Genomic DNA, 13,153 nt, shown 5'->3' with positions numbered 1-13,153 from the left:
GATGAAGGCCGCTTCCTGAGGATGTCCGAACCCTGGGTCCGGCCGCCAGGGTGACAATCAGTCGGTGCGCGGATCGTCCGGTTTCAGGGACTTCAGGAACTCCGGGTTGTCGTCCGGGGCGATCCAACGCTCGCGCGGCTGCCGGGTCCTGCCCGCCACCAGCCAGGCCACCGGGCCGACCAGGACCTCGCCGAAGAGCAGGATGACGAACACCCACGCCAGCTTCGGCAGGGCGCGGACCTCGTCCTCGGGGGTGTTCAGGCAGTCCACGAAGGCGTAGATCCACAGGGCGAGGACCAGCAAGTAGGGCAGGTACCTGAGCATGGCGGCCAGACTACTGAAGTCGGCCGCTCGATGTCGGTGGGGGCAGCGGGTCGGGCAATGGACGGACGCCTCCAGCGTCGGCGGATCGGCGTCCCGGCATCATGGGGTTCCTTCGACGGGAGGGGGAGCGGTGGGTGTGCGCAGGGGGCGGGTCGCGGTCGGGGTGGTCGTGGTGGGGCTGGGGGCCGGCGGTGGGCTGGTCGCCGGTGAGCTGGACTCGCCGGTGTTCGGGCTGGCGCAGGGGCCGTTCGCGCGGGACCCGGCGTGTGCGCGCCTCGCCGACCGGTACCCGGACCGGCTCGGAGGTGCCGCCCGGGACCGGGTGACCTTCGAGGGACTCGCCGTGTGGGGGCACGGGACCGTGGAGCTGCGGTGCGGTGTGAACCCGCCGGGGCCCACCACCGACGCGTGCGTCGGCGTGGACGGTGTCGACTGGGTCTGGCGGCAGGCGGCGGGGACCGGCCGCAAGGAACTGGTCACCTACGGCCGCAGCCCCGCCGTGGAGGTCTCCGTCGCCGGCTCCGTGGCGGGTCTCGACGCGGTGCTGGTGGACGTGAGCCACCTCGTGGCGCCGATCCGGTCCGGCGACAAGTGCCTTGCCTCCGGCGGCGGGTGACCGGGCGCGCTACTCCGCAAGCAGCGGCCGGGTGATGGTGCGCACGTCGGCCGCCGTGAGGGGGCTGAGGTACTTCGCGGCGATCTTCCCGTGCCGGTCGACGAAGAGCGTGTACGGCAACGCCTGCGGCAGGTACCCCTTGGGCAGCCGGACGAGCTTGCGGCTGCCGGGGTCGTGCAGGCTCGGGTACACCAGGTGGTGCTCGTCCTGGAACGCCCGCCCCCTGTCCCGCCGGGCGTCCGTGTCCACCCCCAGCACCTGGACGCCGTTCGCCGCCAGCGCCTGCTGCGCCCTGGACAGTTCGGGAGCCTCGGCGCGGCAGGGCCCGCACCAGGACGCCCAGACGTTCAGGACGACGACCTTGCCGCGGTAGCGGGAGAGGCTGACCGGCTTGCCGTCGAGGCTGGTGCCGGTGAGGTCCGGGGCCGGCTCGCGGTCGGCGGCCGGTATCCGGGTCAGCGGGGAGACCGGCGGGCCGGCCGACTCCCGTACCGGCGTGCAGCCGGACAGCGCGACGGCGACGAGCAGGGCGAGCAGCGGTAACCGGGGATGACGTCTCACGGCCGACGAGTATGCAGGGGGCGGTGGCCGGGCCCGGACCCCGGGTGGCCGATACTGGGACACATGGCTTACGACGATCTTCGCTCCCTGCTCCGGGCACTGGAGCGCGAGGGAGACCTCAAGCGTGTCAAGGCCGAGGTCGACCCGTATCTGGAGGTCGGGGAGATCGTCGACCGGGTGCAGAAGTCCGGCGGACCGGCCCTGCTCTTCGAGAACGTGAAGGGGTCGAGCATGCCCCTCGCGATGAACGTGTTCGGCACCGACCGGCGGCTGCTCAAGGCCCTCGGCCTGAAGTCGTACGGGGAGATCTCCGAGAAGATCGGCGGGCTGCTGCGCCCCGAACTGCCGCACGGCTTCGTCGGTGTGCGCGAGGCGTTCGGCAAGCTCGGCGCGATGACGCACGTACCGCCGAAGAAGGTGAAGTCCGGGGACGCTCCGGTCCAGGAGGTGGTCCTGACCGGCGACGACGTCGACCTCGACCAGCTGCCGGCGCTGTTCACGTGGCCGCAGGACGGCGGCTCCTTCTTCAACCTGGGGCTGACCCACACCAAGGACCCGGAGAGCGGCATCCGCAACCTGGGTCTGTACCGCCTCCAGCGCCACGACCGGCGCACCATCGGCATGCACTGGCAGATCCACAAGGACAGCCGCAACCACTACCAGGTGGCGGCGCGCAGGGGCGAGCGGCTCCCGGTCGCGATCGCCTTCGGCTGCCCGCCCGCCGTCACCTACGCCTCCACCGCCCCGCTCCCCGGGGACATCGACGAGTACCTGTTCGCCGGGTTCATCGCCGGCCGGCGGATCGAGATGGTCGACTGCAAGACCGTTCCGCTCCAGGTCCCCGCCAACGCCGAGGTCGTCCTGGAGGGCTGGCTGGAGCCGGGCGAGATGCTGCCCGAGGGCCCGTTCGGCGACCACACCGGCTTCTACACGCCGCAGGAGCCGTTCCCGGCGCTGACCATCGACTGCGTGACGATGCGCAAGCGCCCGCTGCTCCAGTCGATCGTCGTCGGCCGCCCCCCGACGGAGGACGGACCCCTCGGCCGCGCCACCGAGCGCTTCTTCCTGCCCCTCCTGAAGATCATCGTCCCGGACATCGTGGACTACCACCTCCCCGAGGCCGGCGGCTTCCACAACTGTGCGATCGTCTCGATCGACAAGAAGTACCCGAAGCACGCGCAGAAGGTCATGCACGCCGTCTGGGGGGCGCACATGATGTCGCTCACCAAGCTGATCGTGGTCGTCGACTCCGACTGCGACGTCCACGACCTGCACGAGGTCGCCTGGCGGGCGCTCGGCAACACCGACTACGCCCGTGACCTCACGGTCGTGGAAGGCCCCGTCGACCACCTCGACCACGCCTCCTACCAGCAGTTCTGGGGCGGCAAGGCGGGCATCGACGCGACGAAGAAGTGGCCCGAGGAGGGCTACACACGGGACGGGGGCTGGCCGGACATGGTCCTGTCGGACCCGGATACGGCGGCTCTCGTGGACCGCCGCTGGAAGGAGTACGGCCTGTGAGCTCCGCCTCCGCAGCACTCCCGCAGCCGGGACGCACGAAAGCCTTCCTGCGGCTGGTGATGATCGAGCACTCGGTCTTCGCCCTGCCCTTCGCGTACATCGCCGCGCTGACCGCGATGTTCGAGCTGGACCGGAACATCCACTGGGGCAGGCTGCTCCTGGTCACGATCTGCATGGTCGGCCTGCGTACCTTCGCGATGGCCGTCAACCGGATCATCGACCGCGAGATCGACGCCCGGAACCCGCGCACCGCCCACCGCGAGCTGGTCACCGGCGCGATGAGCGTCAGGCATGCCTGGACCGGCGCGCTGATCGCGGTCGCCGTCTTCCTCGGCTCGGCGGCCCTCCTGAACCCCCTCTGCCTGGCCCTGGCCCCCGTCGCGGTGATCCCGATGGTGGTGTACCCCTACGGCAAGCGGTTCACGAACTTCCCGCAGGCCATCCTCGGTCTCGCCCAGGCCATGGGCCCGATCGGCGGCTGGCTCGCGGTCACCGGCGAGTGGTCCTGGGACGCGGTGATCCTGGGCCTGGCCGTCGGCATCTGGATCGGCGGCTTCGACCTGATCTACGCCTGCCAGGACGTCGAGACCGACCGCGAGATCGGCGTCATGTCGGTCCCGGCCCGCTTCGGCATCCCGGCGGCGATCTGGGGGGCGCGGGTCTGCCACGCGGTGGTGACCGGCCTGTTCGTCTGGTACGCCGTGGTCACCCACGCGGGCGCGTTCTTCTGGCTCGGCCTGGTGATCGTCGCCGGCGCCTTCGCCTACGAGCACTCCATCGTCCGCCCGCACGACCTGTCCCGCCTCAACCGCGCCTTCTTCAGCGTCAACGGGTTCATCGGGATTGCCCTGTTCGTGTGCGCCTTGCTGGATCTCCTGGTTCGGGGTCTGACCGTCTGAATACGGTGCGGCCTACCATCGAGTGCAGAGAGAGGGAGGCCGACGTGACCGTCTCGGACAGCGACCGCCTGCACTCGCAGCTCGCCCGGTACGAGGACATGTTCCGCGGGTACCGGATGGAGATTGTCGAGGGCAACATCGTGATGAGTCCGCTCCGGCCGTTCCACAACGAGACCATCGTGAGGGTGTGGACGCAGCTCGAACCCCAGTTGGGCCCGGAATGGGGCTTCATCAGCGACGTGGCGATCCCGTTCAGTGACGACTTCGAGTTCTGCCCCGATCTCGCGGTCATTCCCGAAGCCGAGAAGAACCGCAACCTCACCTCCTACCCACCCGACCTGGTGGAGCTGGCGATCGAGGTGGTCTCACCAAGCAGCGTCCGCAACGACTACGAGGTGAAGAACAAGCAGTACGCGGCTCGCGGTATCCCCAACTACCTGATTTTCGATCCGCGCACGGGACACCTTGTCACGTTGTGGAACCCCGGCCCGGACGGATACCTGGGCCGGGACACGCTCTCCTACGGGGGCAAGCTGACCGTGGAGACGAAGCTCGGCAGCCTCACGGTGGACACGTCCCGCCTCCGCGTCGACCCCGAGGCCCCCCACCCGGCCTGAACCTCGCCCGGCGCGCCGGTACGCTCAAGATGTGAACGCAGGAGAAACGCAGCGCGTGCCTTGGATCGTGGGGGTGTCCGGGGCGTCCGGAACGCCCTATGCCGCTGCTGTGCTGCGTGCCCTGCTGGACGCGGGGGAGAGCGTCGACCTGGTGGTCAGCCGGGCCTCGCGGCTCACCCTGCTCGACGAGACCGGGATCTCCTTCCGGGACGCGCACTGGCGGGACGACCTGGGGGAATGGCTGGCGCGGGGGGCCGACGGCAAGCCGGGGACCTTCCGGGTGGACCTCGCGCGGGTGCGGTACTGGAGCGCCGGGGACCTGGCCGCGGGGCCGTCCTCCGGGTCGTACCCGGTGAAGGGCATGGTGATCGTGCCGGCGTCCACCGCCGCCGTCGCCGGGGTCGCGCTCGGCCTCTCCAAGGACCTGCTGCAGCGGGCGGCCAGTGTCACCCTGAAGGAGCGCCGCCCTCTCGTCGTCGCCGTCCGCGAGACCCCGCTGAACGGCCAGACCCTGCGCCACCTGGTCACCCTGGACGACCTCGGGGCGGTCGTCGTCCCGACCTCCCCCGCCTTCTACGCGGGCGCGACCCACATCCAGGACCTGGTCGACTTCGTCGCCGGGCGGGTGCTGGACGCGGCAGGTGTCGGGCACCGGCTCTACCGCCGCTGGGAAGGGGACCTCGGCGGCGGAAGCAAGTAGCACCATCCCCCGGCACCACCCCGGCAGCACCTCTGCACCACCTCTCATCTACTTCGGGAAATCTTCAGCGGAAGGCTTCGATCGCATGGACGCCGTGGACAGGCAGCTCATCCAGGCCCTGAGGGAGAACGGCCGGGCCTCGTACGCTGAGCTGGGCCGCCTCGTCGGACTGTCGGGACCCAGCGTCACCGACCGCATCAACCGGCTGGAGGCGGCCGGGGTCATCACCGGCTACCGCGCCACCGTCAACGCGGCCTCGCTCGGCCTCGGCGTCACCGCCCTCATCGGCATCTCCCTCTCCGACGCGGCCGACCACGAGGACGTGGCGCAGCGGCTGCGGGACCTGCCGGAGATCGAGGACTGCTGGTTCATCGCCGGCGACGACTCCTTCATGCTCAAGGTGCGCTCGTCGGACGTGGACGGCCTGGAGAAGACCATCCGGCGGCTGTCCGGGACGAAGGGCGTCTCCCGGACCCGTACCACGATCGTGCTGTCCACGAAGTGGGAGAACCGGGTCGGGGAACTTCCCGAAGAGGCGTAGAAGTACGGTGGTCGGAGTTGTCGTAGAGAGGTGTGGGCATGGACGTCGGGCTCAAGCGTGAGCTGGAGGAGAAGGTCAGGGCCGGTGAGCGGCTGACCCGCGAGGACGGCATCGCGCTGTACGAGTCGGACGACCTGGCCTGGCTGGGCGGCCTCGCCCACGAGGTGCGCACCCGCAAGAACGGCGACGTCGTCCACTTCAACGTCAACCGCCACCTCAACATGACGAACGTGTGCACCGCGTCCTGCGCGTACTGCTCGTTCCAGCGCAAGCCGGGCGAGAAGGACGCGTACACGATGCGCATCGAGGAGGCGGTGAAGCTCGCCAAGGCGATGGAGGGCGAGAACCTCACCGAGCTGCACATCGTCAACGGCCTGCACCCGAACCTGCCGTGGCGCTACTACCCGCGGTCGCTGCGCGAGCTGAAGGCGGCTCTCCCGAACGTCTCGCTGAAGGCCTTCACGGCGACGGAGATCCACCACTTCGAGACGATCTCCGGGCTGTCGGCCTCCGAGATCCTCGACGAGCTGATCGACGCGGGTCTCGAGTCGCTGACCGGCGGCGGCGCGGAGATCTTCGACTGGGAGGTCCGCCAGCACATCGTGGACCACCGCACCCACTGGGAGGACTGGTCCCGGATCCACCGCCTGGCGCACGAGAAGGGTCTCAAGACCCCGTGCACCATGCTGTACGGCCACATCGAGGAGCCCCGGCACCGCGTCGACCACGTGCTGCGCCTGCGCGAGCTCCAGGACGAGACGAACGGCTTCCAGGTCTTCATCCCGCTGCGCTACCAGCACGACTTCGTGGACATGAAGGACGGCAAGGTCAGGAACAGGCTCCAGGCCCGGACCCAGATGGCGACCGGCGCGGAGGCCCTGAAGACCTTCGCGGTGTCCCGGCTGCTGTTCGACAACGTTCCGCACGTGAAGGTCTTCTGGGTCATGCACGGCGTGCAGACGGCGCAGCTGGCGCTGCAGCACGGGGCCGACGACATGGACGGGTCGGTCGTCGAGTACAAGATCACGCACGACGCGGACAACTACGGCACGCCGAACAAGCTGACCCGCGAGGACCTGCTGGACCTCATCCGCGACGCGGGCTTCCGCCCGGTGGAGCGGAACACGCGGTACGAGATCATCCGCGAGTACGACGGCCCGGACCCGGCCCGCCGGGAGTCCCCGCAGCCGATGCGGGTGTGAGGCGGGCCGACGGTGCGATGTCGGGTGCGGGTGCGTCGTGGCTCGTCGCGCAGTGCCCCGCGCCCCTGAAGGGGCGCGCACTGCAGCGCCCCTTCTTCCAGGGGCGCGGGGAACTGCGCGAGACGCACCCGTGCACCCGCAGCCGGCATGACTCCGCACCCGTCACGGCGGGTACCCGGCCCCCATGTCCACCACCGGCGCTCCGGAGGACGCGTACACCGCCACCCCCTTCCTCCCCGAGCGGCTCAACCTCTCCGCGCTGCGGCGGGCCGCCGCCGACTGCCGTGGCTGCCCCCTGCACCGCGACGCCACCCAGACCGTCTTCGGGAAGGGCAAGGCGCACGCCCGGGTGATGCTCGTCGGGGAGCAGCCCGGTGACCAGGAGGACCGGCAGGGCGAGCCCTTCGTCGGGCCCGCCGGGCGCCTGCTCGGCAAGGCCCTGGAGGAGGCCGGCCTCGACCCGGCCGACGCCTACGTGACCAACGCGGTCAAGCACTTCAAGTTCACCTGGGCCGCAACCCGCAAGCGCCGCATCCACAAGGCCCCCACCCTGCGCGAGATGTCGGCCTGCGGCCCCTGGCTCGAAGCCGAGCTGAGCGTCGTGGCGCCGGAGCTGATCGTCGTCCTCGGCGCCACCGCCGGAAAGGCGCTGCTCGGATCGTCGTTCCGGGTCGGCGAGGTACGCGGGACCGTGCTGGAGCGGGAGATCCACGACCGGCCGGCGCGGCTCGTGCCCACCGTCCACCCCTCCTCCGTCCTGCGCGCGGACGACCGGGAGCAGGCGTACCAGGGCCTCGTCGCCGACCTGGAAGTGGCCGCCAGAGCACTGTCGTGACCGCCGGCGTAATAGATATGATGCGGCCGTGCCCCTTACCTTCACGCTCGACCCCGCCATCACCCCGGCCCTGCGCGACGGCATCCTCGACCTGTGGACGGACGTGACCAACGCCGGCGGAGCCGTCGGTTTCGTCGCCCCCGTGACCCCCGAGGAGATCCGGCCGGAGCTGGTCAGGCACTTCGTCGCGATGGCCGAGGGCCGCCACCGCCTGCTCGTCGGGCACGACGAGGCCGGTGAGGTCGCCGCCACCGCCTTCTTCTCCTTCAACACGCACCGGCTGATGACGCACTGGGTGTGGCTGTACACGGTGATGGTGCACCCGAGGCACCAGGGCCGGGGCTACGGCCGCGACCTCCTCGCGGCCGCCGCCGACGCCGCCCGCGGCTTCGACGGCATCGACGCGATACGGCTCAGCTGCCGCGGCGGCCTCGGCCTGGAGAACTTCTACGGCTCCTGCGGCTACAAGGAGGTCGGCCGGGTCCCCGCAGCCGTCCGCGTCGCCCCCGGCGACGACCGCGACGACATCACCATGCTGCTCCCGCTGACATGACCCGGCCCCACCCGACCCCGGTGAAAGATCCGCCCCGCGGCGTGCTTCACTGGACGGTGCCCCTTTTCGTCATCGGAAGACTGGATTGAGATGCTCCGCTACACGCTGATGCGCCTCGGTATCTTCGCGGGCTGCCTCCTCGTCGTCTGGGGCCTCGTCTACGCCGGCGCGTTCCCGCGTGGCTTCGGCGACTCCAACTTCCTGTGGGTCCTGCTGCTCTCCCTCGTCCTGTCGGCGCCGATCAGCTTCGTCGTGCTGCGCAAGGAGCGGGACCGCGCCTCGGTGCAGGTCGCGCAGCGGGTCGAGCGGATGCAGGCCAACATCGAGGCCAACCGGAGCCAGGAGGACGCGGCGGTCGATGCGGCGGACCAGGCCCAGACCTCCTCGTGAGCTCCTGAGCGACTCCCGCGGTCGCGGCGCCAACTAGGCTTTGTCCCATGGGGACCGTCAAGACCAAGCGGATGCCGCGCGCGGTACGTGAGCGGCAGATGCTGGACGCCGCCGTGCGGACCTTCGGCCAGCACGGCTACATGGCCGCGTCGATGGACGAGATCGCCGAACTCGCCGGTGTCTCCAAGCCGTTGGTCTACCTGTACCTCAACTCCAAGGACGACCTGTTCACGGCCTGCATCCGCCGTGAGGCCGGTGCCCTGACCGAGGCGGTCCGCGCCGGCGTCGACCGCGCTCTGCCCCCCGACCGGCAGCTCTGGGACGGACTGCGGGCGTTCTTCACGCACACCGCCGAACACCCCGACGGCTGGTCGGTGCTGCACCTCCAGGCCCGTACGCACGGCGAGCGGTTCGCCTCCGAGGCCGCCGCGATGCGCGAGGAGATCGTCGCGTTCGTGACCCAGCTCATCGTCGCCGCCGCCCGCGCCGCCCACCGTGATCCCGACCTGGCGGAGGGCGAGGTCGCGGGCCTCGCCGAGGCACTGGTGGGCGCGGCCGAGTCCCTGGCGACCTGGGCCAACGCCACCCCGGGAGTGACGGCACGCCAGGCGGCCGCGACCCTGATGAACTTCGCCTGGGCCGGCCTGGGCGACCTGATGGAGGGCCGGCCGTGGTCGCCGCCGTGACCGGCCCGGTCCGTCACACGGCGCCCCAGCGGCGCAGCGCGGGCGCCAGTCGCCGGTGGCCCACGTGGTACAGCTTCTTGGCGCCCCGCCCGGCGACCCGCCGTACGGCCGGCCGCACCCGGCCCCGGCCGCCGGCCCCCGGCGCCACGGGCAGCGGGCGGCCCTGCTCGTCGAAGCCGTTGCTGCGGAGGATGCCGGTGAGGTAGATGCCGGCGGTCTGCGGCGTGTAGTACGGGCGCAGCGACCGCAGGGGGCCGGCGGCGCGCAGTTCGGTGACACGGGCCCGGGCCGTGGCGTACGGGTCGCTCCTGCCGATGCCGTGGGCCGCCGCCCACTCCGGGCCGGGCTGCGGGAGCGTGCCCGCGTCGATGTCGTCCCAGGAGGCGAGGCAGCCGGTTGGCCGATCACTGGGCAACGCGCGGGTGCACGCTGCCCGCCACGTGCACCCGGTCGCCGCTCCGCAACTGGAAACGGCCGTCCGCGGCGGCGTATGCGACCGTGCCCGGCAGCAGCACCGGCGCCCGGAACTCCGCCCGTACGACGGCCGCCGTCGGCACCCCGTGCGCCGCCAGACACCGGGCCACGGTCCACATGCCGTGCGCGATGGCCCGGGGGAAGCCGAAGAGGCGGGCGGTGAGCGGGTACAGGTGAATGGGGTTGCGGTCCCCGGAGGCGGCCCCGTACCGACGGCCGACGTCCCCGGCGATCCGCCACTCCTCGACGACGGGCAGCGGCCGGCCGGGCTCCTCCCGGTCCGTCTCGCCGGGGTGCTGCCCGGGGTGCCGCGTGCGGTGCCGTGCCAGATAGGTACTCCGCGACTCCCACACGACGTCCTCGCCGACCCGCACCCCGGTCACGACGACGGCCTCGGTGCCCCGCCGGTGCGGCCTCAACTCCTCGACGTGGACCGCGATGTCGTACGTACCGCCGCCCGGGAGCTCGGCATGCCGCTCGATCTCGATGGAGGTGTGCACCAGCCCCAGCAACGGCAACGGGAACTCCCGCGCGCTCATCAGCCGCATCGCGAGCGGAAACCCGAGCACGTGCGGATAGGTCACCGGCAGCCCGTCCTCCCCGGTGGCGAAGCCGCAGACGCGCTCGTAGGCGGCGAGCTTTTCGAGGTCGGGGCGGACGCCCGGCAGTACGAGGTGGGTACGGGGGAAGGAGGCATCGGCGCCCGGCTTCTTGAAGGGCGACCGCAGCGCTCCGCCCACGAGCAGAGGCCCGAGAGAAGGAGGGCTGCCGAGGGTGATCACAGGGCTTTCCTTTCACGTTCCGGTGCCGAAGGCGCGCCCCTTTGGGGGCGCGGGGCTGTGTTTGACATGCGGCTGCCGCCGCGTGGGCGCGACCAGCCACGACGCGCCCGCAGCTTGAAACGTTGCCGACGCCCCCCATCTCGCCCATTTCCTGACTCTAGAGTAAGGTTACCGTAGGTAAGCCTATGTCACAGCTGTCAAGTACGAGGAAACGGGCCGAACGTGAAGGACCCTCACGTAACCTCCGGGATTGCACAGGCCCGTCCCCGGACAACCCCCGAAAACCCACAAGCCCGCCACAGCGGCCCCGTACGATCTCCAGCCTGAACCGCCGGTAACCCCTTTCCGAGGGGCGGTGCCGGTGAACGCCTCGGTGCGCGAGGCACGTACGTCATGCAGCAAGCAGTTCACCGCTGCACGCCCGAGGAGCCGCCCCGTGTCCACGTCCTCTTACCCGAACGCCATGCCCGTCTCCTCCGGCGCGGCGATCCAGGCCACGGACTACGACGGGAACCCGATCCTGGTCGAGCCCCTCGTGCAGCGGCTGGACGGGGTGGTCCGGGAGGCGTACGTACCGCCGTTCGCGCCGCCGGTGCGGCACGGCTCGCTCGCCGACCTGCCGTTCGAGAACGCGGAGGCGGAGCCGGGTGCCGTGGTCCTCAGCCGCAAGTCGGCCGGGGGCGAGGGCCCTTGGGAGCACGTGACGGCCGCTCAGTTCGCCGCGCAGGTGCTGGCGGTGGCCAAAGGGCTGATCGCGGAGGGGCTGATGCCGGGCGACCGGATCGCGATCATGTCCCGGACGACGTACGAGTGGACGCTCCTCGACTTCGGCGCCTGGGCGGCCGGCCTGGTGACCGTGCCGATCTACCCGACCTCCTCGGTCTTCCAGACCCGCTGGATCATGCACGACTCGGGCGCCGTCGCCCTGGTCACCGAGACCAGCGCGCAGGCCGCCGCCCTCGGCCCCGAACTCGACCGGCTGCCCGACCTCAGGCACCTGTGGGTGATGGAGAAGGGGCACGTGGACCGGCTCGCGGAGGCCGGCGCCCCGGTGCCGGACGGCGAGGTGGGCGTCCGGCGGGGCATGCTGGGCCCCGACACCCTCGCCACCCTGATCTACACCTCGGGCACTACCGGCCGCCCCAAGGGCTGCGCCCTCTCGCACGGCAACTTCTTCGCCGAGGTCGACAACGCGATCGAACTCCTCTACCCGATCTTCAAGGCGCGCAACGACGAGGAGGTCTCCATCCTCCTCTTCCTCCCCATGTCCCACGTCTTCGGCCGCATGGTGGCGATCGCCTGCGTCCGCGCCGGGGTCCGCCTCGGCCACGCCCCCAGCCTCAAGGCCGAGGACCTGCTCCCGGACCTCGCCGGGTTCAGACCGACCTGCCTGCTCACCATCCCGTACATGCTGGAGAAGGTCTTCAACACCGCGCGGGCGAAGGCGGAGTCCGGCGGCCGGGTCTCCGTCTTCGACCGGGCCACCGGGGTCGCGCAGCGCTACGGCGAGGCGCTGGAGGCGAAGCAGACCGGCACCGGCAGCGGGCCCGGACGCGCCCTGAAGACCGCCCGCTCCTTCTACGACCCGCTCGTCTACCGCCGTATCCGCACCGCCATGGGCGGCCGCGTCCGGCACATCATCTGCGGCGGCTCCCCGCTGGGCCGCCGCCTCGCCGCGTTCTACGCCGGGGCCGGCATCGAGATCTACGAGGGCTACGGCCTGACCGAGACCACGGCGGCCACCACCTGCACCCCGCCCCTCAAGCCCCGCCTCGGCACGGTCGGCTGGCCGATGCCCGGCACCAAGGTCCGGATCGCCGCCGACGGCGAGATCCTGGTCGCCGGCGAGCACGTGCTGCGCGGCTACTGGGACCCGGCGGCCGGCGGTGTCGTCCCCGCCACCCGGGACGGCTGGCTGGCCACCGGCGACCTCGGCGAACTCGACGACGAGGGCTACCTCACCATCACCGGCCGCAAGAAGGAGATGCTGATCACGGCCGGCGGCAAGTCCGTCGCCCCTGCCCCGCTGGAGAACTGGCTGCGCTCACACCCCCTCATCTCCCAGGTGATGCTGGTCGGCGACGGGCTGCCGTACGTCAGCGCCCTCATCACCCTCGACCGGGACGGCCTCACCCACTGGCGCCAGATGAACGGCAAGCACCCGGTGCCGCCCGAGCTCCTGATGGACGACGCCGATCTGCTGGCCGTCCTGCAGCGCGCCGTCGACGAGGCCAACAAGCTCGTCTCCCGCCCCGAGTCCATCCGGCGCTTCGCCATGCTCCCCGTCGACTTCACCGAGGAGGCCGGGCATCTGACCCCGTCGATGAAGCTGCGCCGCGAGGCGGTCATGAAGGACTTCGCGACGGAGATCGAGGCTCTGTACGCGAAGTGATCCGCGGCCGTCGCGGAAGGTGTTCCGCGGTCGCCGCGGACGGTGTTCCGCGGCGGCCAC

16 protein-coding genes are annotated in these 13,153 nt (G+C 71.1%); 12 read left to right on the top strand and 4 right to left on the bottom strand.

Features of this window, described 5'->3' with window-relative positions:
• Nucleotides 1–57 precede the first annotated feature (57 nt).
• Nucleotides 58–324 carry a PLD nuclease N-terminal domain-containing protein gene (locus ACZ63F_RS17325; RefSeq protein WP_469711894.1) on the bottom strand — a complete coding sequence of 89 codons (267 nt, stop codon included), beginning with the start codon at nt 322–324 and terminating at the stop codon, nt 58–60.
• Nucleotides 325–454: 130 nt separating this feature from the next.
• Here ACZ63F_RS17325 and ACZ63F_RS17320 point away from each other — a divergent pair, with 130 nt between their 5' ends.
• Nucleotides 455–940 carry a DUF3515 family protein gene (locus ACZ63F_RS17320; protein WP_469711892.1) on the top strand — a complete coding sequence of 162 codons (486 nt, stop codon included), beginning with the start codon at nt 455–457 and terminating at the stop codon, nt 938–940.
• Between the two features lie 9 nt (nt 941–949).
• Here ACZ63F_RS17320 and ACZ63F_RS17315 read toward each other — a convergent pair whose 3' ends face one another.
• Nucleotides 950–1,501 (bottom strand): TlpA family protein disulfide reductase, encoded by a 552-nt coding sequence (locus ACZ63F_RS17315; RefSeq protein ID WP_469711891.1) that lies wholly within the window; start codon nt 1,499–1,501, stop codon nt 950–952.
• A gap of 63 nt (nt 1,502–1,564) precedes the next feature.
• Here ACZ63F_RS17315 and ACZ63F_RS17310 point away from each other — a divergent pair, with 63 nt between their 5' ends.
• The 10 genes from ACZ63F_RS17310 (at nt 1,565) to ACZ63F_RS17265 (ending at nt 9,445) form a co-directional block, all read left to right on the top strand.
• On the top strand, nt 1,565–3,022 hold the full coding sequence (locus ACZ63F_RS17310) for a menaquinone biosynthesis decarboxylase (RefSeq protein ID WP_469711889.1): 1,458 nt from the start codon (nt 1,565–1,567) through the stop codon (nt 3,020–3,022).
• Nucleotides 3,019–3,921, top strand: coding sequence for a menaquinone biosynthesis prenyltransferase MqnP (mqnP, locus tag ACZ63F_RS17305; protein WP_469711888.1), 903 nt, complete (start codon nt 3,019–3,021; stop codon nt 3,919–3,921). Before ACZ63F_RS17310 ends, mqnP begins: the two co-directional genes overlap by 4 nt.
• A 44-nt stretch (nt 3,922–3,965) precedes the next feature.
• Nucleotides 3,966–4,538 carry a Uma2 family endonuclease gene (locus ACZ63F_RS17300; protein WP_256215860.1) on the top strand — a complete coding sequence of 191 codons (573 nt, stop codon included), beginning with the start codon at nt 3,966–3,968 and terminating at the stop codon, nt 4,536–4,538.
• 55 nt (nt 4,539–4,593) lie between these two features.
• Nucleotides 4,594–5,238: a UbiX family flavin prenyltransferase gene (locus tag ACZ63F_RS17295; RefSeq protein WP_390642161.1), complete on the top strand. Its 645-nt coding sequence runs from the start codon at nt 4,594–4,596 to the stop codon at nt 5,236–5,238.
• Between the two features lie 85 nt (nt 5,239–5,323).
• Complete coding sequence (locus tag ACZ63F_RS17290; RefSeq protein WP_093499807.1) at nt 5,324–5,779, top strand: Lrp/AsnC family transcriptional regulator; 456 nt, start codon at nt 5,324–5,326, stop codon at nt 5,777–5,779.
• Nucleotides 5,780–5,817: 38 nt separating this feature from the next.
• Nucleotides 5,818–6,981 (top strand): aminofutalosine synthase MqnE, encoded by a 1,164-nt coding sequence (gene mqnE / locus ACZ63F_RS17285; protein ID WP_351486357.1) that lies wholly within the window; start codon nt 5,818–5,820, stop codon nt 6,979–6,981.
• A gap of 184 nt (nt 6,982–7,165) precedes the next feature.
• Nucleotides 7,166–7,816, top strand: coding sequence for a UdgX family uracil-DNA binding protein (locus tag ACZ63F_RS17280; RefSeq protein ID WP_469711885.1), 651 nt, complete (start codon nt 7,166–7,168; stop codon nt 7,814–7,816).
• Nucleotides 7,817–7,844: 28 nt separating this feature from the next.
• On the top strand, nt 7,845–8,369 hold the full coding sequence (locus ACZ63F_RS17275) for a GNAT family N-acetyltransferase (RefSeq protein ID WP_469711884.1): 525 nt from the start codon (nt 7,845–7,847) through the stop codon (nt 8,367–8,369).
• 90 nt (nt 8,370–8,459) lie between these two features.
• Nucleotides 8,460–8,759, top strand: a complete 300-nt coding sequence (locus ACZ63F_RS17270) for a DUF4229 domain-containing protein (protein WP_351957457.1) — start codon at nt 8,460–8,462, stop codon at nt 8,757–8,759.
• A gap of 47 nt (nt 8,760–8,806) precedes the next feature.
• On the top strand, nt 8,807–9,445 hold the full coding sequence (locus ACZ63F_RS17265; protein WP_469711883.1) for a TetR/AcrR family transcriptional regulator: 639 nt from the start codon (nt 8,807–8,809) through the stop codon (nt 9,443–9,445).
• A 13-nt stretch (nt 9,446–9,458) separates the two neighbouring features.
• Here the strand turns inward: ACZ63F_RS17265 and ACZ63F_RS17260 are convergent, their stop codons facing one another.
• Both ACZ63F_RS17260 and ACZ63F_RS17255 read right to left on the bottom strand, forming a co-directional pair.
• The gene (locus ACZ63F_RS17260) at nt 9,459–9,860 is read right to left on the bottom strand and encodes a hypothetical protein (RefSeq protein WP_469711882.1); all 402 of its coding nucleotides are present in this window, start codon (nt 9,858–9,860) and stop codon (nt 9,459–9,461) included.
• Nucleotides 9,850–10,701 carry a MaoC family dehydratase gene (locus ACZ63F_RS17255; protein ID WP_469711880.1) on the bottom strand — a complete coding sequence of 284 codons (852 nt, stop codon included), beginning with the start codon at nt 10,699–10,701 and terminating at the stop codon, nt 9,850–9,852. Before ACZ63F_RS17255 ends, ACZ63F_RS17260 begins: the two co-directional genes overlap by 11 nt.
• 463 nt (nt 10,702–11,164) lie before the next feature.
• Between ACZ63F_RS17255 and ACZ63F_RS17250 the strand changes: the two genes are divergently transcribed.
• Complete coding sequence (locus tag ACZ63F_RS17250; RefSeq protein ID WP_469712058.1) at nt 11,165–13,093, top strand: AMP-dependent synthetase/ligase; 1,929 nt, start codon at nt 11,165–11,167, stop codon at nt 13,091–13,093.
• Nucleotides 13,094–13,153: the final 60 nt, after the last annotated feature.

The sequence above is a fragment of the Streptomyces sp. NPDC104761 genome, from assembly GCF_055583445.1.
The sequence above is the reverse complement of the archived record's forward strand: the minus strand, read 5'-3'. Positions and strand labels throughout refer to the sequence as shown.